The 22,307-nt window shown below is 48.1% G+C and carries 22 protein-coding genes and 8 pseudogenes; 14 read left to right on the top strand and 16 right to left on the bottom strand.

Annotation, left to right across the window (positions count from 1 at the left end; all coding sequences use genetic code 11):
* Positions 1-13: 13 nt before the first annotated feature.
* The 3 genes and pseudogenes from ACQGXV_RS17840 to ACQGXV_RS17830 form a co-directional block, all read right to left on the bottom strand.
* Positions 14-739, bottom strand: a complete 726-nt coding sequence (locus ACQGXV_RS17840) for an oxidative stress defense protein (RefSeq protein WP_440867079.1) — start codon at positions 737-739, stop codon at positions 14-16.
* Between the two features lie 189 nt (positions 740-928).
* Positions 929-1,543 (bottom strand): annotated as a pseudogene (argO, locus tag ACQGXV_RS17835) (arginine exporter ArgO).
* A gap of 100 nt (positions 1,544-1,643) precedes the next feature.
* A pseudogene (locus tag ACQGXV_RS17830) lies at positions 1,644-2,087 on the bottom strand (IS630 family transposase); the annotation flags it as partial.
* Positions 2,088-2,140: 53 nt separating this feature from the next.
* On the opposite strand from ACQGXV_RS17830, the gene ACQGXV_RS17825 reads away from it, so the two are divergent.
* The 3 genes and pseudogenes from ACQGXV_RS17825 to ACQGXV_RS17815 all read left to right on the top strand — a co-directional run.
* Positions 2,141-2,335, top strand: a complete 195-nt coding sequence (locus ACQGXV_RS17825; RefSeq protein WP_440863228.1) for an IS630 transposase-related protein — start codon at positions 2,141-2,143, stop codon at positions 2,333-2,335.
* A 180-nt stretch (positions 2,336-2,515) separates the two neighbouring features.
* Positions 2,516-2,698, top strand: coding sequence for an IS630 transposase-related protein (locus ACQGXV_RS17820; protein WP_440867078.1), 183 nt, complete (start codon positions 2,516-2,518; stop codon positions 2,696-2,698).
* 18 nt (positions 2,699-2,716) lie between these two features.
* Positions 2,717-3,160 (top strand): annotated as a pseudogene (locus ACQGXV_RS17815) (IS630 family transposase); the annotation flags it as partial.
* Between the two features lie 19 nt (positions 3,161-3,179).
* On the opposite strand, the gene ACQGXV_RS17810 reads toward ACQGXV_RS17815, so the two are convergent.
* Positions 3,180-3,545, bottom strand: coding sequence for an IS630 transposase-related protein (locus tag ACQGXV_RS17810; RefSeq protein ID WP_440862584.1), 366 nt, complete (start codon positions 3,543-3,545; stop codon positions 3,180-3,182).
* Between the two features lie 54 nt (positions 3,546-3,599).
* Positions 3,600-3,827, bottom strand: coding sequence for a hypothetical protein (locus tag ACQGXV_RS17805; RefSeq protein WP_440867077.1), 228 nt, complete (start codon positions 3,825-3,827; stop codon positions 3,600-3,602).
* Positions 3,828-3,918: 91 nt separating this feature from the next.
* Here ACQGXV_RS17805 and ACQGXV_RS17800 point away from each other — a divergent pair, with 91 nt between their 5' ends.
* The 5 genes from ACQGXV_RS17800 (at position 3,919) to ACQGXV_RS17780 (ending at position 7,199) form a co-directional block, all read left to right on the top strand.
* Complete coding sequence (locus ACQGXV_RS17800) at positions 3,919-4,095, top strand: hypothetical protein (RefSeq protein WP_440863720.1); 177 nt, start codon at positions 3,919-3,921, stop codon at positions 4,093-4,095.
* A 101-nt stretch (positions 4,096-4,196) separates the two neighbouring features.
* Positions 4,197-5,408 (top strand): IS256 family transposase, encoded by a 1,212-nt coding sequence (locus tag ACQGXV_RS17795; protein ID WP_440862551.1) that lies wholly within the window; start codon positions 4,197-4,199, stop codon positions 5,406-5,408.
* A 65-nt stretch (positions 5,409-5,473) separates the two neighbouring features.
* On the top strand, positions 5,474-6,397 hold the full coding sequence (locus ACQGXV_RS17790) for an IS5 family transposase (RefSeq protein ID WP_440867076.1): 924 nt from the start codon (positions 5,474-5,476) through the stop codon (positions 6,395-6,397).
* Entirely contained in the window at positions 6,394-6,813 is a 420-nt protein-coding gene (locus tag ACQGXV_RS17785) for a helix-turn-helix domain-containing protein (protein ID WP_440867491.1), read from the top strand. Before ACQGXV_RS17790 ends, ACQGXV_RS17785 begins: the two co-directional genes overlap by 4 nt.
* Positions 6,765-7,199 (top strand): transposase family protein, encoded by a 435-nt coding sequence (locus ACQGXV_RS17780; RefSeq protein WP_440862780.1) that lies wholly within the window; start codon positions 6,765-6,767, stop codon positions 7,197-7,199. The genes ACQGXV_RS17785 and ACQGXV_RS17780 overlap by 49 nt, the downstream gene beginning before the upstream one ends.
* 168 nt (positions 7,200-7,367) lie before the next feature.
* Here ACQGXV_RS17780 and mscS read toward each other — a convergent pair whose 3' ends face one another.
* The 5 genes from mscS to ACQGXV_RS17755 all read right to left on the bottom strand — a co-directional run bounded on the left by mscS (position 7,368) and on the right by ACQGXV_RS17755 (position 12,896).
* A complete protein-coding gene (gene mscS / locus ACQGXV_RS17775) occupies positions 7,368-8,231 on the bottom strand; it encodes a small-conductance mechanosensitive channel MscS (protein ID WP_440867075.1) in 864 nt (287 codons plus the stop codon).
* 150 nt (positions 8,232-8,381) lie between these two features.
* On the bottom strand, positions 8,382-9,458 hold the full coding sequence (gene fbaA / locus ACQGXV_RS17770) for a class II fructose-bisphosphate aldolase (RefSeq protein ID WP_440867074.1): 1,077 nt from the start codon (positions 9,456-9,458) through the stop codon (positions 8,382-8,384).
* A 136-nt stretch (positions 9,459-9,594) separates the two neighbouring features.
* Complete coding sequence (gene pgk, locus ACQGXV_RS17765; protein ID WP_440867073.1) at positions 9,595-10,758, bottom strand: phosphoglycerate kinase; 1,164 nt, start codon at positions 10,756-10,758, stop codon at positions 9,595-9,597.
* Between the two features lie 76 nt (positions 10,759-10,834).
* Positions 10,835-11,851 carry an erythrose-4-phosphate dehydrogenase gene (epd, locus tag ACQGXV_RS17760; RefSeq protein ID WP_440867072.1) on the bottom strand — a complete coding sequence of 339 codons (1,017 nt, stop codon included), beginning with the start codon at positions 11,849-11,851 and terminating at the stop codon, positions 10,835-10,837.
* A gap of 316 nt (positions 11,852-12,167) precedes the next feature.
* The gene (locus ACQGXV_RS17755) at positions 12,168-12,896 is read right to left on the bottom strand and encodes a glycoside hydrolase family 88/105 protein (RefSeq protein WP_440867490.1); all 729 of its coding nucleotides are present in this window, start codon (positions 12,894-12,896) and stop codon (positions 12,168-12,170) included.
* Positions 12,897-13,229: 333 nt separating this feature from the next.
* Between ACQGXV_RS17755 and ACQGXV_RS17750 the strand changes: the two are divergent.
* The 3 pseudogenes from ACQGXV_RS17750 to ACQGXV_RS17740 form a co-directional block, all read left to right on the top strand.
* A pseudogene (locus tag ACQGXV_RS17750) lies at positions 13,230-13,508 on the top strand (IS110 family transposase); the annotation flags it as partial.
* A 289-nt stretch (positions 13,509-13,797) separates the two neighbouring features.
* Positions 13,798-15,057: pseudogene (locus tag ACQGXV_RS17745) on the top strand (IS3 family transposase).
* Positions 15,058-15,063: 6 nt separating this feature from the next.
* A pseudogene (locus ACQGXV_RS17740) lies at positions 15,064-15,747 on the top strand (IS110 family transposase); the annotation flags it as partial.
* 9 nt (positions 15,748-15,756) lie between these two features.
* Here the strand turns inward: ACQGXV_RS17740 and ACQGXV_RS17735 are convergent.
* The 6 genes and pseudogenes from ACQGXV_RS17735 to ACQGXV_RS17710 all read right to left on the bottom strand — a co-directional run.
* On the bottom strand, positions 15,757-16,077 hold the full coding sequence (locus tag ACQGXV_RS17735; RefSeq protein WP_440867071.1) for a glycoside hydrolase family 88 protein: 321 nt from the start codon (positions 16,075-16,077) through the stop codon (positions 15,757-15,759).
* Positions 16,078-16,132: 55 nt separating this feature from the next.
* On the bottom strand, positions 16,133-16,666 hold the full coding sequence (locus ACQGXV_RS17730; protein ID WP_440862665.1) for an IS630 family transposase: 534 nt from the start codon (positions 16,664-16,666) through the stop codon (positions 16,133-16,135).
* Entirely contained in the window at positions 16,590-16,973 is a 384-nt protein-coding gene (locus tag ACQGXV_RS17725) for an IS630 transposase-related protein (protein ID WP_440867070.1), read from the bottom strand. The genes ACQGXV_RS17730 and ACQGXV_RS17725 overlap by 77 nt, the downstream gene beginning before the upstream one ends.
* Before the next feature lie 585 nt (positions 16,974-17,558).
* Positions 17,559-18,254, bottom strand: coding sequence for a dihydrodipicolinate synthase family protein (locus tag ACQGXV_RS17720; protein ID WP_440867489.1), 696 nt, complete (start codon positions 18,252-18,254; stop codon positions 17,559-17,561).
* Positions 18,255-18,293: 39 nt separating this feature from the next.
* Positions 18,294-18,905: pseudogene (locus tag ACQGXV_RS17715) on the bottom strand (IS5 family transposase); the annotation flags it as partial.
* Positions 18,906-19,079: 174 nt separating this feature from the next.
* Positions 19,080-19,415: pseudogene (locus tag ACQGXV_RS17710) on the bottom strand (transposase); the annotation flags it as partial.
* 112 nt (positions 19,416-19,527) lie between these two features.
* On the opposite strand from ACQGXV_RS17710, the gene ACQGXV_RS17705 reads away from it, so the two are divergent.
* The 3 genes from ACQGXV_RS17705 (at position 19,528) to ACQGXV_RS17695 (ending at position 21,956) form a co-directional block, all read left to right on the top strand.
* Positions 19,528-19,845: a transposase gene (locus ACQGXV_RS17705; protein WP_440865583.1), complete on the top strand. Its 318-nt coding sequence runs from the start codon at positions 19,528-19,530 to the stop codon at positions 19,843-19,845.
* Positions 19,846-19,947: 102 nt separating this feature from the next.
* Positions 19,948-20,922 (top strand): IS30 family transposase, encoded by a 975-nt coding sequence (locus ACQGXV_RS17700; protein WP_440864365.1) that lies wholly within the window; start codon positions 19,948-19,950, stop codon positions 20,920-20,922.
* 374 nt (positions 20,923-21,296) lie between these two features.
* Entirely contained in the window at positions 21,297-21,956 is a 660-nt protein-coding gene (locus ACQGXV_RS17695; protein WP_440864422.1) for an epoxyqueuosine reductase QueH, read from the top strand.
* The last annotated feature ends 351 nt before the right edge of the window (positions 21,957-22,307 follow it).

Below are 22,307 nucleotides of genomic sequence, written 5' to 3'. Positions count from 1 at the left end.
CTTCAAGAAGACGTTACTGATTAGGTTGCAGCTCGAACACCACGTCAACCTGATCGTCAAACTGGATGCTTTGCTGCTCGTAAGTCTGCGCCACATCGGCTTCTGCCGCGACGCCAGCCGCTTTAAACATCCGGGCCATGGGAACGGGCTGATAATTGGCAACCTGATAGCGGATGCTGTAAATCGGCCCCAGCTTGGCGTTGAACCCGGTGGCCAATGCTTTCGCCTGACTGGTCGCCGTTTCGATTGCCCGTTGACGTGCCTGATCGCGATAGGCTTCCGGGTTGGCAACCCCCAGTTCCACGCCGCGGATTTCCGTCAACCCCGCGCGCAGCGCACCGTCCAGCAAAGCGTTTAGCTGATCCAATTGGCGTACCGTTACTGCCACCTGGCGCACCGCACCATACCCTCTCAATTCAGAACAACCATCTTTCAGAAAATCATATTCAGGATGGGTGCGCAGGTTGGCGGCGCTGATGTCTTTCCTTTCAATACCGTGCTTTTCCAGATAGGCAAAATATTGCGCCACGCGATCGTCCACCTGCTTTTTAGCATCAGCCACATCTTTCGATGAAACGCTGACCTCAATCGCCAGATTCGCAATATCAGGTGTAGCATCCACGCTCGCTTTGCCCGATGTCACGATGTGCGGTCCGTTCGGCAATTCAGCCGCCTGACCGGACAGTGGAAGCGTACTTAATCCTAACAGGGCGGCTATCGCCAGTGCTTTTAGCTTCACAGTGTCGTTTCTCCTGATTCCATTAATAGTCCGCCGTTGCACGCCACCATCACGGCGGTGCGCCTGTGCAATGAATATGCCTACGGCTAGGGATAAACATGGCGTTATTGATAAATATAGTGCACTGGCTGGCTTGGCTTAACTATAGGTGAATTCCGGAATACCGTAAAAAAACGTCAACTTACAACACTATTGCATACCAGAGTGTGCGAGTTGCAGTGCAATACTCCACATGATGACGCCAACGAAGGCATTAATCACGCGCTGGGCTTTTGGCGTGTTCAGCCACGGTGCCAGCCAGGAGGCCAGCAGCGCCAATGCAAAGAATCACAGGAAGGAAGCAGTAATGGATCCCAGGGCAAACCAACTGCGCGCATCGGGTGCCATCTGCCCACCGATGCTGCCCTGTACCACAAAAGTATCCAGATAGACATGCGGATTCAGCCAGGTAACCGCCAACACGGTAGCGATAACGCGCCAACGTCTTTGCCGTGCGATATCCACGCTCACCACGTCGAGCTGACGCTTGAAGACCACGTTAAACGCGCCCCAGCCATACCAAAGCAGAAAGGCAACGCCTCCCCAGGTGATCAGTGACAACAATAGCGATGACTGACTCAGCAACGCGCTGCCGCCAAAAATACCGGCGCAAATCCAGATGACATCGCTTAATGCGCACAGCAGGGCAATCATCAGATGATACTGACGTCGAATCCACTGATTCATCACATAAGCATTTTGCGGCCCCAGAGGTAAAATCATCGCCGCACCCAGAAAAAACCCCTGCCAATACATGCCAAACATAGTTCTCTACACTCTCCCGAATGAACAATTCGAGGGAGTGTAAGGTGGTTTTCTCATTAACTGAAATTGAAGATTCTATAGCCAAGCGACTTAATTTTGATTACACCATATGGACTGAGAACAAACTCTCTGTATCGCAACCCATCTCTCTTTTTTTGCTTTTTGCTTGTGCCCATTTATGCTCAATTGGGTTAAGATCTGGCGAATATGTAGGCAAATACTCCACCATATACCCTGCATCGATGATGACTTGTTGAATATTATGTTTTTTGTGAAAAGTGGCATTGTCCATCATGATTACACTGTTTTTAGGGAGTACTGGGATAAGGACTTGTGTGACCCAGGCATAGAAAACATCGCTGTTAATATTGATATCAAATAATCCGATAGCAAACAGCGTTGTGCCTAATAAAGCGCCGATAACATTTGTTCTTCCCCTAGCTCCCCAGTTCTTCAGGCCAAAACACCGTTGACCTTTTGGGGAATAGCCGTGAGTCCGTGGGGCATCGTGTGAAAAACCACTTTCATCAATAAAAACAATAGGTTTACCTTCTTTTTCATATAGCTAAACGACTTAATTTTGATTACATTATTTAAATGAGCTATTCAATTGATTTTAGACGTAAAGTGATATCTACACGGAAAAACGAAGGGTTGAGTATCCGAGAAACAGCGAAGCAATTTCGGATTGGCCCTGCCTCTGTATCGCGTTGGATTAATCAAATAGAGTCAAAAGCATCGACCACGCGTCAGCGAAAGATCGATAAATCCGAGTTGGGCTTTGTTGAATAATTTAAGATACTGATTTATATAAGCATTATAAAATTTCAACGACTAATTTTTCCTCTCGGAATGCTTTTTATTGTGCTAACTATTTGATTTGTCGTTCTAACAAAATACATTCTCTGTAAATGCATTCTAACTAAAGAAGATGTAAATCAAACGGTTAAATTATTCAACAAAGCCTCCGAGTTGATAAAAGATGTTGAACAATATCCAGATGCTTACCAAAAAGAACGTGCAGAGCGTTTTGGCGTTTGTCAGAAGGCCATTTGGCAAGCGCTTAAAAAGCTGGGATTGACCTATAAAAAAACTCTACGTCATCCGAAAGCCGACGAAAACGCCCGGCAGGGATTTCAACAAAAAAAACAATAGTATGAAAAAGAAGGTAAACCTATTGTTTTTATTGATGAAAGTGGTTTTTCACACGATGCCCCACGGACTCACGGCTATTCCCCAAAAGGTCAACGGTGTTTTGGCCTGAAGAACTGGGGAGCTAGGGGAAGAACAAATGTTATCGGCGCTTTATTAGGCACAACGCTGTTTGCTATCGGATTATTTGATATCAATATTAACAGCGATGTTTTCTATGCCTGGGTCACACAAGTCCTTATCCCAGTACTCCCTAAAAACAGTGTAATCATGATGGACAATGCCACTTTTCACAAAAAACATAATATTCAACAAGTCATCATCGATGCAGGGTATATGGTGGAGTATTTGCCTACATATTCGCCAGATCTTAACCCAATTGAGCATAAATGGGCACAAGCAAAAAGCAAAAAAAGAGAGATGGGTTGCGATACAGAGAGTTTGTTCTCAGTCCATATGGTGTAATCAAAATTAAGTCGCTTGGCTATACTGTTGTTTTTTTTGTTGAAATCCCTGCCGGGCGTTTTCGTCGGCTTTCGGATGACGTAGAGTTTTTTTTATAGGTCAATCCCAGCTTTTTAAGCGCTTGCCAAATGGCCTTCTGACAAACGCCAAAACGCTCTGCACGTTCTTTTTGGTAAGCATCTGGATATTGTTCAACATCTTTTATCAACTCGGATTTATCGATCTTTCGCTGACGCGTGGTCGATGCTTTTGACTCTATTTGATTAATCCAACGCGATACAGAGGCAGGGCCAATCCGAAATTGCTTCGCTGTTTCTCGGATACTCAACCCTTCGTTTTTCCGTGTAGATATCACTTTACGTCTAAAATCAATTGAATAGCTCATTTAAATAATGTAATCAAAATTAAGTCGTTTAGCTATAATTATTCATTAGAAAATCTAATTTTGCACATCATGCAATACTGAACGGGAGACCGGCAGCGTTTTGGCGACAGCCTGCTTGTCATTACGTTGCAACAGGAAAACCACAGCAAACAGCGAAAACATAAACGGCAGTTCAAACAGCTCTTCCAGCAAATCCGTACGCGCGGTGTCGTAGACAAAGAGAAACGCGAATAATCGGTGATGTTCGATGGTATCGACGATAACGAAATAGAGCACCAACAATACAATAAACTAGTTGCTGAATAGAGACTTGCATTTTTTGTCAGGCTATTGAGAATAAAAAGAGGTTTAACTTAGAGAATAAAGGTTTGAAATGATCAACAAAGAGCGGTTGTTACGAGATAATCGTTTATGTAAAGCAATCATTGGATTATCAGTCGAAGAATTGAAAAATTTAGCCGCTGAATTTTCAGCTTGTTATTTGATTTATCGGAAAAAGAATCGAAAAGATCACGAGCGGCAGATGGGTGCAGGGGGCTTTGTTGAATAAATCGAACTTTCAGGGGATCGCCGGATCAAAGCACTATCATCGAGACTGTAAAATAATCTGTGTAAATGGCATTTTGAGGAAAACCTTCAAAGGATAACAAAATGCCTATCAGCAACGAACTTATTGACCAACTGCTTCAAGATTGTCACTCCCCTCAGGATCTGCTGGGTGAATCAGGCCTACTCAAGGTGCTGACTAAAAGACTGGCGGAACGGGTTCTTGAAGCTGAGATGGAGATGCACCTTGGGTATGCTAAGCATGACCCGGCTGGTAATCATTCAGGCAACTCACGCAATGGCAAGACATCCAAGAGCGTACGTAGCCAAAATGGGGAGATCGAGCTCGATATTCCGCGCGACCGCAACAGTACCTTCGAGCCGACACTGATCGGTAAGCACGAAAAACAGCTTAACGGCTTCGATGACCGCATTATTTCTCTCTATTCCAGAGGGTTATCAACCCGTGATATTCAGGCACACTTTAAAGAAGTCTACGGGGTCGATGTTTCCGCTGGCTTCATTTCTCAAGTGACCAATGCTGTGATGGATGAAGTTAAGCGCTGGCAGCAACGGCCGCTGGATGCGCTTTATCCCATTGTTTACCTTGACTGTATTGTTGTCAAAAGCCAGGACGGCGGAGCCGTGGCCAACAAGTCTGTTTATCTGGCCCTCGGCGTCAACGGCCAGGGCGAAAAAGAGCTGCTGGGGCTATGGATAGCCAAAACTGAGGGGGCCAAGTTCTGGTTATCTGTGATGACAGAACTGAAAAATCGTGGGCTAAAGGACATCTTCGTCGCCTGCTGCGATGGCCTGAAAGGCTTTCCTGATGCCATTGAAGCTGTTTACCCGCATACGCGGGTACAGCTCTGCATTGTGCATCAGGTGCGGAACTCGCTGCGCTACGTCGGCTGGAAAGAGCGTAAGGCCGTTGCTGCTGACCTGCGCACCATCTATAGTTCCGCAACGCTAGAGGGCGCTGAAGAGGCCCTGGATGCCTTCGCGGCCAAATGGGATGAACAGTTCCCGACGATCAGCCCGTCGTGGAGAAATAATTGGGAACGTCTCATCGTCATTTTTGACTTTCCGCCGGAGATCCGCAAGGTTATCTACACCACCAACGCGATAGAGTCGTTAAATGCTTCATTGCGCAAGATAACGAAAACGCGACGAATATTTCCAACGGATGACTCGGTGATAAAATTACTCTATCTAGCCTTGCATAATATCTCTGCTAAATGGACCTTGCCAATCAGAGACTGGAAACCTGCTATGAGCCAATTCATGTTGATGTATGGAGAACGAATCTCCGGTTAAGCAATGGAGCCATTTACACAAAATTCTTTACAGACTCCTATCATCGCTCCCGATAGCAGCTCCCCATGGCAAAGCAAAAGTTTAAAATCACCAACTGGCCCACCTACAACAAAGCACTCAGACAACGCGGCTCCCTGACGGTCTGGCTTGATGAGTCGGCCATCGCTGCATGGACTGACAGTTCTTCGCCTGAAGGTCGTGGTCGGCCGCTTTACTACACCGATATGGCTGTTACCACGGTTTTGATGATAAAGCGCGTGTTTAACCTGTCGCTCCGGGCATTACAGGGCTTTGTCGACTCGGTTTTTACACTGATGAGCCTGCCACTGCGCTGCCCGGACTACTCTCTGGTCAGTCGGCGGGCAAAAACCGTCAGTATCAGCATAAAAACGCCAACGCGTGGTGAAATCTCGCATCTGGTCATCGACAGTACCGGTCTGAAGGTCTTTGGCGAAGGTGAATGGAAAGTCAGGCAGCATGGGGCTGACAGACGAAGAGTGTGGCGCAAGCTTCATCTGGCAGCAGACAGTGCGACGCATGAGATTATCTGTGCCGACTTATCGCTCAGCGGAACGACAGATGCGCAGGCACTGCCGGGCCTGATTAACCAAACCCACCGAAAAATCAGGGAAGTGTCAGCAGACGGTGCTTATGACGCCCGTTACTGCCACGATGCGTTGCTAAGAAAGAAAATCAGGCCCCTTATCCCGCCGCGAAGCGGAGCCAAATACTGGCCGGACAAGTACCATGAACGTAACCATGCGGTGGCGAATCAGCGTCTGAGCGGGAGTAATGATATGTGGAAAAAGAAAGTGGGTTATCACCGGCGTTCAGTGGCAGAAACAGCGATGTTCCGCATAAAAACTTTGCTGGGTGGCCATCTGAGCCTGCGTGACTATGAGGCTCAAGTAGGTGAAGCCATACCGATGGTCAAAGCGCTGAACCGTATGACGTTGTTGGGTATGCCACACAGCGTCAGGATAGGATAACAGGTGTAGCAGAGGGAGTCATCCTGTCGGCTAATTCTGATTTATTCAACAAAGCCGGTGCAGGGCAGAAAGGATTTATCCCAACCCCATTAGATAAACTGCTTTTTATTTTATTGTATTTAAAATGTTATCCGACCTATGATTTGCAAGGACTTCTTTTTGGTTTAGATAGAACACGGGTATGTCGCTGGGTAAAAATATTATTGCCGGTTTTAGAGATGACCTTGGGGCGAGAATGTGTTTTGCCCGCTCGTCAAATTCGCTCTGCTGAGGAATTTTTTCGCGCCTTTCCTGGAGTTAAAGACGTCTTTATTGATGGGACAGAGCGACCTGTCCAAAAGCCTAATAATCTGCGTCGGCAAAAAAAATGTATTCGGGAAAGAAAAGACAGACCACTCGAAAAGGGCTTATTATGACTGACGAAACAAGGCAAATTGGATTTATCCCCATGAGCAAAAATGGGCGCCGTCACGATAAACGCTTACTCGATAAAGTCGATATAATTCGCCATATTCCTCCTGAGGTAACCATCTGGGCAGATACCGGTTTTCAAGGTATAGATAAACAGCATCCTAATACACAAATCCCAAAAAAAGGAACTCGAAAAAGACCTTTATCGCCTGAACAAAAACAAGAAAATAAAATAATCTCGGGCATCCGTATTACAGTTGAACACGCCATCGCGGGTATCAAGCGCCTCGGTTGCATGACCCAAATTTTACGGAATCGTAGACCCTTTATTGATGATACCTTCTTACTCCTTAGCGCCGGTCTTTGGAATTTCCATCTCAGAACAGCGTAAAATTTACTTCAATCACCGAAACACCCTTATTTCACTATTAAGCAACACGCTTAACCAATAACAACGGTTAGGGTAGGTCGATACACAGGCTGTTTTTTTGCTTTTCGAGTGAAAGCGTTTAGGCATCCGTGCGCTTAGCACCGGATGCCTAAAAAGGACTAACGAAAATTACGTATTCGTTGATGTTGGCGAGGTTTGATGCAAATGCACATCCATTTGCGGATAGGGTATGCCGATCTGGTGCTCATCCAGCGCCCGTTTAAAACTTTCTAACAGATCCCATTTCACCGCCATGGCATCGCCGTTGGTCGTCCAGACCCACACGACAAAATTCAGTGTCGATGCCGCCATTTCATTCAAACGAATGGTGACGCCACGATCATGCTGAATGCGCTGATCTGCCGCGACAATATTCCCCAACACCGTTTTTACCTGTTCAATATCAGCATCATAGGCCACGCCAACGATAATTTCAGTACATCTGTCTGGCTCACGGCTGCTGTTAATGATATTGCCGGCAATGATTTTCCCGTTGGGAACGACGATGATTTTGCCATCTGGCGTGCGCATCGTGGTGGAGAAGATCTGCACCTGTGTCACCGTGCCAGAAACCCCGCCCAGATCGACAAATTCACCGGTACGGAACGGGCGGAACATCACCAGCAGCACCCCCGCGGCGAAGTTTGACAGCAAGCCTTGCAGCGCCAAACCCACCGCCAAGCTCGCGGCGCCCAGCACCGCGATCACCGAGGCGGTTTGCACGCCAATGCTGCTCAATACCGCAATCAGCGTAAAGGCAATAATGCCATAACGTACCAGTGCCGCGAGGAAATCCGCCACGGTGGTATCAATGCCCCGCGCCACCATCACTCTGCTGATGCCCTTAGAGACCACACGCGCTACCAACAGGCCGATGAGCAAAATGATAATGGCGGCTACCACATTCACCGCATACCGAATCAGCAGGGCCTCGTTATTGATCACCCATTGCCCCATACGGCTCAGGCTTTCGGTTACATACAGTTCTTCCATTTGCACTCTCCCCTTTTTTGCATTTCACCCTTTGAAAGGGATGGTTCACACCCAAAATAGCCACAAAGCAGGCCAGAAAAAAATAAGGCTCCTGATAAAAGGAGCCTCTTATTTTCATGCATTGTCTATCAATGCACTTATTAATATAGATTACAGTACGTCGATCGCGTTCAGTTCTTTAAACGCTTTTTCTAAACGAGCAACCATGGTTGCCTGGCCAGCACGCAGCCAAACGCGCGGATCGTAGTACTTCTTGTTCGGCTTGTCTGCGCCTTCCGGGTTACCCAACTGCCCTTGCAGGTAGCCTTCGTTCTTTTTGTAATACGCCAGCACGCCTTCCCAGGTTGCCCATTGGGTATCGGTGTCGATGTTCATTTTGATCACACCGTAGCTCACCGCTTCGGCGATCTCTTCTGCCGTAGAGCCGGAGCCGCCGTGGAATACGAAGTCCAGGCTGTTGTGCGGCAGGTTGAATTTCTTGGAGACATATTCCTGCGAGTTGTGCAGGATTTTCGGCGTCAGTTGCACGTTACCCGGTTTGTATACGCCATGCACGTTGCCGAACGATGCCGCGATGGTGAAACTCGGGCTGATGGCGTGCAGTTTTTCGTAGGCGTAAGCCACATCTTCCGGCTGGGTGTAGAGTGCGGAGTTATCAAGGTGGCTATTGTCCACACCATCTTCTTCACCGCCGGTGCAGCCCAGTTCGATTTCCAGCGTCATGTTGATTTTTGCCATGCGCTTGAGGTACTCGCTGCAAATCTCTATGTTCTCTTCCAGAGACTCTTCCGACAGGTCAATCATGTGGGAGGAGAACAGTGGTTTGCCGGTTGCGGCAAAGTGTTTTTCACCGGCTTCCAGCAGGCCATCCAACCAAGGCAGCAGTTTTTTCGCGCAGTGGTCAGTGTGCAGGATAACAGGGATGCCGTAGTGTTCAGCCATCAGGTGAACGTGCTGTGCACCAGAGATGGCACCGAGGATACCGGCTTTCTGACCTTCCGCTTTCAGGCCTTTACCTGCGGTAAATACAGCCCCCCCGTTAGAGAACTGAACGATAACCGGTGCGCGAACTTTCGCTGCTGCTTCCAGCACCGCATTGACGGAGTCGGTACCGACGCAGTTGACTGCGGGCAGAGCAAAGCAATTTTCCTTTGCTACTGCGAAAACTTTCTGAACGTCATCGCCAGTGATGACACCAGGTTTTACGAAATCAAAAATTTTAGACATGTTACGTGTCCCGTCTCGTTGGCCGTGGAGGGTTGAGATAATTGACTACGGGCCGGACGCACAGCGTCCGAACCCACCGTTGCCCACTCGAAGAGGGGGCAACGGGCTGCCGGGTGACAGCCCCGGCAAAGCGGCATTACTGCTTAGCACGCTCTTCCAGCATGACTACCGCAGGCAGTTTTTTCCCTTCCACGAACTCAAGGAAGGCGCCGCCGCCGGTAGAAATATAAGAAATCTTGTCTGAAATGCCGAACAGGTCAATCGCGGCCAGCGTATCACCACCACCGGCGATAGAGAACGCGTCGCTGTCTGCAATCGCCTGAGCGATGATCTCAGTCCCTTTGCGGAAGTTCGGGAATTCGAACACGCCAACCGGGCCGTTCCACAGGATAGTCTTGGCATTCTTCAGAATATCAGCCAGACGCTCAGCGGACACATCACCCAGGTCCAGAATCTGTTCATCATCTTTGATGGCAGTAACAGACTTCAAGGTTGCGGTGGCGGTTTCGGAGAATTCCGTTGCTACACGCACGTCGCTCGGAACCGGAATATCGCAGGTTTCCAGCAGTTTTTTCGCTTCAGGAATCAGATCCGCTTCGTACAGCGATTTGCCCACGTTGTGACCTTGTGCTGCCACGAAGGTGTTGGCGATGCCACCGCCTACGATAAGTTGGTCAGCGATTTTGGACAATGAGCCCAGCACGGTCAGTTTGGTAGACACTTTAGAACCGCCGACGATTGCCACCATCGGGCGCGCCGGGTTACCCAGCGCTTTACCCAGCGCTTCCAGTTCGTCTGCCAGCAGCGGGCCTGCACAGGCGATATCAGCAAACTTGCCCACACCGTGCGTAGAAGCCTGCGCACGGTGTGCCGTACCAAAGGCGTCCATCACGAACACGTCGCACAACGCCGCGTATTTCTTCGATAACTCTTCGTCGTCTTTCTTCTCGCCTTTGTTGAAGCGAACGTTTTCCAGAACCACCAACTCACCTTCGGCAACATCAACGCCATCCAGATAATCCTTCGCCAGACGAACCGGAGAAGAAATTTTATCTTTCAGATAGTTAACAACCGGCAGCAGGGAGAATTCTTCGTTATATTCCCCTTCGGTCGGGCGTCCCAGGTGGGAAGTCACCATGACACGCGCACCTTGTTTCAGGGCGTTTTCAATGGTCGGCAACGACGCACGGATACGTGCATCAGACGTCACTTTACCTTCTTTAACCGGCACGTTCAGATCCGCACGAATCAGTACGCGTTTACCCGCCAGATCCAGATCGGTCATCTTAATTACAGACATGATGAATCCTCTTGTTGATTCTCTTATAAAGTTGTGTGATTGAGATTAAAATCCCTGAAAATTCAACTGCATATAACTAAAAACCGCAGACCACCATCGCGCGTGTCGTATCCAGCATGCGATTGGCGAAACCCCATTCGTTGTCGCACCAGACCAGCGTTTTTATCAGGTGCGATCCACTGACCCGCGTCTGCGTACCGTCGACAATGGCACTGTGCGGATCGTGATTAAAATCAGCTGAAACTAATGGTAATTCTGTATAGTCAACTATACCACGAAATGCTCCATGCGCTGATTTTTGAAAAATAGCATTGATTTCATTAACATTTACCGCTTGTCTAACCGTCACACTCAAATCAATGGCAGTGACATTGATGGTGGGTACGCGTACTGAAATCGCCTCAAAACGGTCAATAAACTGCGGGAAGATACGCGTAATGCCTGCCGCCAGTTTGGTATCCACAGGAATGATGGACTGGCTGGCTGCGCGGGTACGGCGCAAATCGCTGTGGTACGCGTCGATCACTGGCTGATCGTTCATTGAAGAGTGGATCGTGGTGACCGTGCCGCTTTCAATGCCGAACGATTCATCCAGCAATTTAATAATGGGGATAATGCAGTTGGTGGTACAGGAGGCGTTAGACACAATGTGGTGTTCAGGCTTCAACATATCTTGATTGACGCCAAACACCACGGTGGCATCGATGTCGTTGGCTCCGGGGTGGGAAAACAGCACCTTCTTGGCACCGGCGGCCAGATGCGCTGCGCCGTGCGCACGGCTGCCATAGACACCGCTGCAATCGAGCACCACATCAACGCCGAGTTCTCGCCAGGGCAGTCCCTCAATCTCACGCTGATGCAATAGCAGAATGGCGTCATCGCCCACGTAGAGCTGGTCACATTCCTGGCGCACATCCCAGGCAAAGCGTCCATGACTGGTGTCATATTTAAGCAGGTGCGCCATCCCTTCTGCGCTCGCCAGCTCATTGATCGCCACGACGCTAATATCGGCTCGGCGTACGGATTCGTACAGTGCCCGTAACACGCTGCGGCCAATACGACCAAAACCGTTTATCGCAATACGAATTGTCATCGCATTCTCTGTATCAAGCTGAACACTCGAATTATGTAGGGTATAGAATAATCAGTACCAACACCGGAATAAACTGTTAAGTAAGACTATTCTCGGGCAACGCCCCTGCCCTTGACGATCCATCTGCGGGATAAATTCGCCGCTATTCGGGATCAATCTCCCTAATTACGCAAACTGAAACGCTTCAGCTAGCATAATGCAAATTTTCATCAAAAGAAATATATCGACCCTGGCGCTTGCAGAACAGTGACGCAGTTCAAAGAAAAGGCCGTATCGGCATGGCAAGAAACGGCGTCTTGCCATGCAAATCGGCGTATCAGACGGGCTGAGTGCGTAGGAGATGAGGGTGGCGCAACATTTCTGCCAGCGCCAGCATCGCCAATGATTGCCCATAGGAGCGCTGGCGAATCGGCACGTCGGTATATTCTGGCAATGTCATAAACACCGGAGTACCGGAAGAGACTTCTGCCAGTTGCCCCTGATGATCGATGCGCGCCAGCAGCGCGGCAATGGCGTTAACGCTGGCATCCGCAAAGCGGCTATCGAGAATGCCGAGCCGATACCACTTCAGAAAGGCGTAGGCAATCGCCGCCGTCGCTGACGACTCCTGATAGCTGTGCGGATCGTTGAGCAGCGTGTGCCACATGCCGTTGTCAGCCTGAGCGCTTAACAATGCTTCGCTCTGGCGCAAGAAGTTCTGTTCGATAAAACGCGACGACGCAGAATGGCTTGCTCGCGTCAATTCCAGCAGCTCAACCGCCGTTATCGCCGCCCAACCATTGCCCCGTCCCCACAGCGCACCAGCAAAATGGTGTTTTTCGGTGAAATGCCAGCCGTGCCGCCACAGGCCGCTGACGGGGTCACTTAAAAATTGCGTATGCAGCAAGAACTGGTAGATGACCTCTTCGCAATAAGCCGGCTTGTTGAGCAACTGTCCAGCCTTGACGTGGAACAGGCCGCTCATAAACAGGGTATCGACCCACAGTTGCCCCTTGTATCTTAAAAGTTGGTTAAAATAACTACGATTAGATTTGGCACAGCGTATGCAGCCCGATTTCCCCTTGGGTTAAAAGCCCGTTACTGAGCGACTGGCGCATACGTTGAGCCACTCATCTGAAACCCGAACAGTTGTCCGTACTCCATAACGCATTTGCAAGGATGGGTAATAATGAGTCTGCCAAGTCCACTCTGTGTAGGTATCGATGGGCTTTGTTGAATAATTTAACCGTTTGATTTACATCTTCTTTAGTTAGAATGCATTTACAGAGAATGTATTTTGTTAGAACGACAAATCAAATAGTTAGCACAATAAAAAGCATTCCGAGAGGAAAAATTAGTCGTTGGAATTTTATAATGCTTATATAAATCAGTATCTTAAATTATTCAACAAAGCCGTATCGATGTTTCGAAAGCAACGCTGGACATTGCCGCCAGCAGCACGATTGCGCAATTTTCTGTTGCCAATGATGCTGACGGCTTTGATTCCATTATTGCTGAGCTGAAGAAGCACGACGTTGCGCTTGTGCTGATGGAAGCCACCGGAGGGCTTGAAGCTGCCGTAGCTTGTGCGCTTCAGGCCGAAGGTTTTGAGCTCGCTGTGGTCAACCCCAGGCAGGCTCGTGACTTTGCCCGTGCTATGGGGTATCTGGCGAAGACTGTAGTGGCATACTGAATTTGGCCACCTAAGGGCTTTGTTGAATAATTTAAGATACTGATTTATATAAGCATTATAAAATTCCAACGACTAATTTTTCCTCTCGGAATGCTTTTTATTGTGCTAACTATTTGATTTGTCGTTCTAACAAAATACATTCTCTGTAAATGCATTCTAACTAAAGAAGATGTAAATCAAACGGTTAAATTATTCAACAAAGCCAGTGGCATACTGAATTTGGCCACCTAAGTAGAGGTGATATGCTTACCTCATAATTTTTATAGGTGCCAAAATGAGTAAAATAATTACTGCTGAATTTAAATGTGAAACCGCCAAATTAGTCCTTGACCAAAATTATACCTACCAGGAAGCCGCGAAAGCCATTAACGTCAGTCTTTCAGCGATTAGCCGGTGGGTAAGAGCCCTTCGTTTAGAACGTCAAGGGAAAACATCGCCTGGTCTGCCATTAACACCTGAACAAATTGAGTTCAGAGAAATGAAGAAAAAAATCCACCGACTGGAAATGGAGAATGCCATCTTAAAAAAGGCTACTGCGCTCTTAATGTCCGACTCACTGAAAAATTCTCGGTAGTTGAAAAGCTAAGAGCGCTTTATCCAGTGAAAGCGTTGTGTCGTATTTTTAATGTTCACCGAAGCAGTTATCGCTATTGGTGTCGACCTAAGGAGCCAGATATTGAGCGGACGATAAAACGTAGCCTGGTCAGCGAAGCGTGGAACGTTAGTGGCGGGTCTGCGGGCGCAAGGACTATCGCCACGATGGTTACCAATACACACGACGTGAAACTTGGGCGGTGGTTAGCGGGTAAGTTGATGAAAGAATTAACCCTCGTTAGTTGCCAAACAAGAAAACATCAATACAACCGCGGTGGAAATGAACGTATTGATATTACAAATCTGCTCAATAGGCAGTTCGCTGTTACCAAGCCTGACCAGGTTTGGTGCGGCGATGTAACCTATATTTGGACAGGCGACCGATGGGCGTATCTGGCGGTGGTATTAGATTTATTTGCCCGAAAACCCGTGGGTTGGGCAATGTCGTTTTCGCCAGATTCAGAATTAACAGCCAAAGCACTACAAATGGCTTGGGAACTGCGTGGGCATCCCAAACAAGTCATGTTTCATAGTGACCAAGGAAGCCATTACACCAGTCGTCAGTATAGGCAGGCATTGTGGCGTTATAGCCAACCGACTTAAAAATGATTACATCCTATGCACTGATATGCGGCAAAGAAGCATAGCTGGCTGTTATCAAAATAATGTCGCTTGGCTATATCAGATGACCCAAAGTATGAGTCGCAGAGGAAATTGTTGGGATAATAGTCCGATGGGGCGATTCTTCCGTAGTCTGAAGACTGAATGGGTGCCAACGACTGGCTACCAAAGCTTTAGTACTGCTCAATCATCCATTATTCGCTACATAACCCATTATTATAGCGATGTCAGACCTCACTGGTATAACGGTGGGTTAACACCAAATGAATCAGAACGGCTGTTCCATCAACAGTCAGGTAGGGTGGCCAAATTTAGTTGACCACTACAGACTGACCGTATTGATGCGAGAGCACTTGCGCAGATGACCGAGGTTATTAATCGCCATCCGGAACGAGGCCGCTTTATTCGGGCTTTGCCGGATACTGAACGTCAGGTTCTCAATTCCATGGTAGTTCGCAGACGGCAGTTGATTGCAATGCTGGTTGCTGAACGAAACAGGTTGTATCTGGCTCATCAGCAAAGCAGAAAAAGCATTAATATCATCATCAAAGCGCTGGAAGATGAACTTGCGCGGATCGATGAGGACATGAACACCCACATCAGCAACCACTTCAAAGAGCTTTCTGAGCGGTTGAGTAGCATTAAGGGCGTCGGCACTATGACCGTGGCCGCATTGTTGGCAGAGGTTCCTGAGTTGGGTCGGCTCTCGAGACGAGAAATTAGCGTTCTCGTGGGAGTAGCCCCAGTCAATCGGGACTCTGGCACCATGAGAGGCCGACGAACCATCTTTGGTGGTCGGTCGGGAGTGCGGAGCGCGCTTTATATGGCTGCACTCGTAGCAACCCGCTTCAATCCAGTGATAAAAGCGTTTTACATGCGGCTGGTTACAGCAGGAAAACCCAAAAAAGTGGCGCTGGTTGCCTGTATGCGCAAGCTGCTGACCATCCTGAATGCGATGCTCAGAAAAAACGAAGAATGGGATGAGTCGTACCATCATGTAGCTCCATAATTTTATCGTTCAAGACAGTTGCTCATTATTGCGCGTCGCCGTGGTGTGGGCGAACCCGCCCATGTCAGTACGCAGCAGCCCCTGCTCAATCCACTCGCCGTATTCATTCACCAGCGCGCGCCACTGGGCATTTTCCTGCTGCGCCAACAGCGACAGCAGCGTCAGCATCGGCGCGACGTGGTTGACATTCTTCACTGCCGCCTCTACCTGATGGCGTTCAAACCAGGCGCTCAGGTAGTCGACATAAGTCTGATCCCCAGTCGCTTCGTACAAGCGCCATATGCCATACAACCCGACGCCTTGCGACCAGTCCCACAGTTCGATAGACATATCTGAACCGTAGGCACCGATGGATTTGAGATATAGCCAAGCGACTTAATTTTGATTACACCATATGGACTGAGAACAAACTCTCTGTATCGCAACCCATCTCTCTTTTTTTGCTTTTTGCTTGTGCCCATTTATGCTCAATTGGGTTAAGATCTGGCGAATATGTAGGCAAATACTCCACCATATACCCTGCATCGATGATGACTTGTTGAATATTATGTTTTTTGTGAAAAGTGGCATTGTCCATCATGATTACACTGTTTTTAGGGAGTACTGGGATAAGGACTTGTGTGACCCAGGCATAGAAAACATCGCTGTTAATATTGATATCAAATAATCCGATAGCAAACAGCGTTGTGCCTAATAAAGCGCCGATAACATTTGTTCTTCCCCTAGCTCCCCAGTTCTTCAGGCCAAAACACCGTTGACCTTTTGGGGAATAGCCGTGAGTCCGTGGGGCATCGTGTGAAAAACCACTTTCATCAATAAAAACAATAGGTTTGCCTTCTTTTTCATACTGTTGTTTTTTTTGTTGAAATCCCTGCCGGGCGTTTTCGTCGGCTTTCGGATGACGTAGAGTTTTTTTTATAGGTCAATCCCAGCTTTTTAAGCGCTTGCCAAATGGCCTTCTGACAAACGCCAAAACGCTCTGCACGTTCTTTTTGGTAAGCATCTGGATATTGTTCAACATCTTTTATCAACTCGGATTTATCGATCTTTCGCTGACGCGTGGTCGATGCTTTTGACTCTATTTGATTAATCCAACGCGATACAGAGGCAGGGCCAATCCGAAATTGCTTCGCTGTTTCTCGGATACTCAACCCTTCGTTTTTCCGTGTAGAGGCTTTGTTGAATAATTTAAAATACTGATTTATATAAGCATTATAAAATTTCAACGACTAATTTTTCCTCTCGGAATGCTTTTTATTGTGCTAACTATTTGATTTGTCGTTCTAACAAAATACATTCTCTGTAAATGCATTCTAACTAAAGAAGATGTAAATCAAACGGTTAAATTATTCAACAAAGCCCCGTGTAGATATCACTTTACGTCTAAAATCAATTGAATAGCTCATTTAAATAATGTAATCAAAATTAAGTCGTTTAGCTATAAGCATCATCCTCACGAATGGCAATGTTCTCCTGATACAACGCGGCGAGTTTTGCGGTAATGACTGATTTATCCAGCATGAGTTTCTTCCTGAAGGTTGGGTTACAGAGACGCGCTTAGCAACAACGTCTCTGTAACGTGGGGAGGTTATTCCCCAAGGGCGACATTCGCCTCACGCAGCAGAGCGATTAAGTGCTGTTTAATTTCTGGGCTGGGCGGCGTCGCAGGCGCGGACACGGCGGCAGAAATTGACGAACCAGTGAGGCGAATCGTTTCTTTTATAGCCAACCGACTTAAAAATGATTACATCCTATGCCCTGATATGCGGCAAAGAAGCATAGCTGGCTGTTATCAAAATAATGTCGCTTGGCTATATCAGACCGGTAAACGGCACTTCCAGGGTATAGATCTTCGACAACACGGCCAGACGGCGCAACAGCGCTTGCACCGCAACCATGTCCTTATCCAAAAAGGCCTGATAGATGCCACAGGTGATTTCCGGCGCAAAATTGGAGGTGGCAGGGATCACACCATCGCCACCGAGCAGCAGCGTATCCAGGGCGTATTCATCAAAGCCGCAGAACACCAGAAAATTAGGATGACGGCCTTTCACTTCCGTGATCACCTGGCGAATATGACTAATGCAATCCACGGTATCTTTGATGCCCACAATATTGGCGCAGTTATCTGCCAGACGACCAATCAATTCCACAGACAGGTTTTGTCCAGTTAATGCCGGGAAGTTATATAATAATTGCGGAATAGCCACCGCATCAGCAATAGACTTGTAGTGATTATAAAGGCGTTCATCGGACATCAGTGCATAATAGGGATTTACAATCATCACCGCATCCGCACCAATATCTGATGCATGTTGCGTTAATGCAATGGCTTCCGTCGTGGAACAGGATGCAGTCCCGATAATAACCGGTTTGCGCCCATTGACTTTTGCTACGCAAAATTCAGCAATGGCCTTGCGTTGCTCCTGCGAAAAATTGGCAAACTCTCCCGCACTCCCCAAAAATAAAAAACCGTTTACGGCAGATTCGGGCTTTGTTGAATAAATCAGAATTAGCCGACAGGATGACTCCCTCTGCTACACCTGTTATCCTATCCTGACGCTGTGTGGCATACCCAACAACGTCATACGGTTCAGCGCTTTGACCATCGCTATGGCTTCACCTACTTGAGCCTCATAGTCACGCAGGCTCAGATGGCCACCCAGCAAAGTTTTTATGCGGAACATCGCTGTTTCTGCCACTGAACGCCGGTGATAACCCACTTTCTTTTTCCACATATCATTACTCCCGCTCAGACGCTGATTCGCCACCGCATGGTTACGTTCATGGTACTTGTCCGGCCAGTATTTGGCTCCGCTTCGCGGCGGGATAAGGGGCCTGATTTTCTTTCTTAGCAACGCATCGTGGCAGTAACGGGCGTCATAAGCACCGTCTGCTGACACTTCCCTGATTTTTCGGTGGGTTTGGTTAATCAGGCCCGGCAGTGCCTGCGCATCTGTCGTTCCGCTGAGCGATAAGTCGGCACAGATAATCTCATGCGTCGCACTGTCTGCTGCCAGATGAAGCTTGCGCCACACTCTTCGTCTGTCAGCCCCATGCTGCCTGACTTTCCACTCACCTTCGCCAAAGACCTTCAGACCGGTACTGTCGATGACCAGATGCGAGATTTCACCACGCGTTGGCGTTTTTATGCTGATAGGCTTTGTTGAATAATTTAACCGTTTGATTTACATCTTCTTTAGTTAGAATGCATTTACAGAGAATGTATTTTGTTAGAACGACAAATCAAATAGTTAGCACAATAAAAAGCATTCCGAGAGGAAAAATTAGTCGTTGAAATTTTATAATGCTTATATAAATCAGTATCTTAAATTATTCAACAAAGCCATGCTGATACTGACGGTTTTTGCCCGCCGACTGACCAGAGAGTAGTCCGGGCAGCGCAGTGGCAGGCTCATCAGTGTAAAAACCGAGTCGACAAAGCCCTGTAATGCCCGGAGCGACAGGTTAAACACGCGCTTTATCATCAAAACCGTGGTAACAGCCATATCGGTGTAGTAAAGCGGCCGACCACGACCTTCAGGCGAAGAACTGTCAGTCCATGCAGCGATGGCCGACTCATCAAGCCAGACCTTCAGGGAGCCGCGTTGTCTGAGTGCTTTGTTGTAGGTGGGCCAGTTGGTGATTTTAAACTTTTGCTTTGCCATGGGGAGCTGCTATCGGGAGCGATGATATAGCCAAGCGACATTATTTTGATAACAGCCAGCTATGCTTCTTTGCCGCATATCAGGGCATAGGATGTAATCATTTTTAAGTCGGTTGGCTATATTAGGCACAACGCTGTTTGCTATCGGATTATTTGATATCAATATTAACAGCGATGTTTTCTATGCCTGGGTCACACAAGTCCTTATCCCAGTACTCCCTAAAAACAGTGTAATCATGATGGACAATGCCACTTTTCACAAAAAACATAATATTCAACAAGTCATCATCGATGCAGGGTATATGGTGGAGTATTTGCCTACATATTCGCCAGATCTTAACCCAATTGAGCATAAATGGGCACAAGCAAAAAGCAAAAAAAGAGAGATGGGTTGCGATACAGAGAGTTTGTTCTCAGTCCATATGGTGTAATCAAAATTAAGTCGCTTGGCTATAGTGCTTTGATCCGGCGATCCCCTGAAAGTTCGATTTATTCAACAAAGCCCGTTCTGGCCATACTGGAGAGCCTGTTGCATGCAGGGAAAACATCTGACTCAGAAAGAACGGTTCTACATCGAAAAGCGGCGTGGTGAAGGTGTCAACCAAGCTACCATCGCCAGAGAGCTTGCTCTGCCTCGCTCGACCATCAGCAGGGAACTCAGACGCAATACCGACCCTACTTTCAATGGTGTCTACTGCTGTAGAAGGGCGGACACTCTGGCCCGGGAACGCCGTCATAAGCCTCTGCCAAACAATGCTTTTTACCCGTTGGAGCCACACATTCAGAACTTCATCAGGCAGGCGCTTTCCACGCACTCTTCACCTGAAATCATCAGTGGCCGTTTGCACCTGGAATTCGGTATATCTGTCAGCAAGAATACGCTATATCGCTATATCCTGCAGGAGAGACAGGCTGGCGGGGAGCTATATCAGCAACTTCCTCATCGGGGAAAACGTTACAGGTACAATGCCGAAAACCTCAAATCAGGCCCTATTCCCAACCGTGTTGGTATTGAGTATCGCCCAGCTCAAGCCGAGCTTAAACAGGAGCCTGGCCACTTCGAAATTGACACTATTTTTGGCAAAGACCAGAAGTCATTCTTGTTAACCATCGTAGATAACGCATTGAAAACCGTCATCATTCGCAAACTGCCTAATAAGCGTGCGGAGACTGTGGTTGCTGCTTTCAGGGACATTGAAGCTAATACCTTTTGCAAGTTTAAGACCCTAACAGCTGATAACGGCCCTGAATTCGCTCTGCACGAGCAAATTACTCAAATCACAGGGGCGCAGGTCTACTTTGCCCATCCTTATCATTCCTGGGAGAGGGGCTTGAATGAGCACACCAACGGGCTGATACGACGTTTTTACCCAAAGGGAACAGACTTCAGTCAGGTCAGTCATCGTAAGATTGCCGAACTCGAACACATACTCAATACAAGGGGCAGAAAATCGCTGGGCTATCGTTCCCCCAATGAGGTATTTTTAACGCACTTACTGGTGGCATAAGCCTCTACCGTTTTGTTGCGTTTCGAGTGGGAATGGGGCATCCATCTCAGCGCGGCTCATGGGCAAAAATGGCGCTGTGCCCTAGCACTCGGCCCAGTAGCGAGGGTAAGAAAACAGATGGTGTTCAGGAACAATCAGGCTTGTGGACACGGTTAACTCTTCAACACAGGGGATTATCAGGGCCGGAAATTCTACCGATTTCATCAGAAAAAGGGGGGGATTTACACAGGAAATGAGACAAATCATGAAAATCGCCTTGCGCAAAAAACGCGCATCGATATTGCAAGAAAACGCACTGGGTGAGGCCGTTAGCCACCCTGCGCGTTTGCAATGCTACACTTCAGGCAAGTGTAGCCAGCCACATAACGGAATATATGACCAACACAGCATTAAAACGCCCGATACTGACGCTCCCCAACGGGGCGGACAAACTCCTGCTGCATTCGTGCTGCGCACCGTGTTCCGGGGAGGTGATGGAAGCCATTCAGGCAGCAGGGATTCACTACACCATTTTCTTCTACAACCCTAACATTCATCCGCAGAAGGAGTATCTCATCCGCAAGGAAGAGAATATTCGCTTCGCCCAGAAGCATGGGGTGCCCTTTATTGATGCCGATTACGACATGGATAACTGGTTTGAACGGGCAAAAGGGATGGAGTGGGAGCCAGAGCGCGGCGTGCGCTGCACCATGTGCTTTGATATGCGCTTCGAGCGTACCGCACTGTACGCGGCAGAAAACGGCTTTACGGTGATCAGCAGTTCGCTCGGCATCTCGCGCTGGAAAAACATGCAGCAAATTAATGACTGCGGCCAGCGGGCCGCTTCGCATTATCCGGGCATGGTGTACTGGGATTACAACTGGCGTAAAGGGGGCGGCTCGGCGCGCATGATCGAGATCAGCAAACGGGAGCAGTTTTACCAGCAAGAATACTGCGGTTGCGTGTATTCCCTGCGCGACAGCAATCTGCACCGAAAATCGCAAGGCAGACCGCTGATTAAAATCGGGAAACTGTATTACGGTAAAGGAGAGTAATCACACGGGTGATCCCTACTCTACCAGTCATTCCCGAGAAAGCAGGAATCTCCACAATTTTAGGCCAAGTCTTTTTGTTGTTGCAGTGAATGTTTCGTGCGCATTAATCCACGCGATTATTTGCACGACACATCGCACGCGCCCAACTCGGGGCGCTCAATCGCCCTCGTCTCATCCATGAGACTCGCCCCTGCGGGGCCGCTGCTGGCAGCGTTATTTTTTACGCGTTATACCTTCAAATAATTGCGCTTTACGCCATTTCTTTCGGGAATGCCCTACCGTGCGAAAGCGGTAACCCTTTACAAATCCTTCTGTCAAAGCGCCACAGCCTACGCAGATAATGCCGTGGGG

The sequence above is a fragment of the Symbiopectobacterium purcellii genome (assembly GCF_052050035.1).
In the GTDB taxonomy this organism is placed as follows: domain Bacteria; phylum Pseudomonadota; class Gammaproteobacteria; order Enterobacterales; family Enterobacteriaceae; genus Symbiopectobacterium; species Symbiopectobacterium purcellii_A.
Note: the sequence above shows the minus strand (reverse complement) of the source record. Positions and strands in the feature narration are given on the sequence as shown.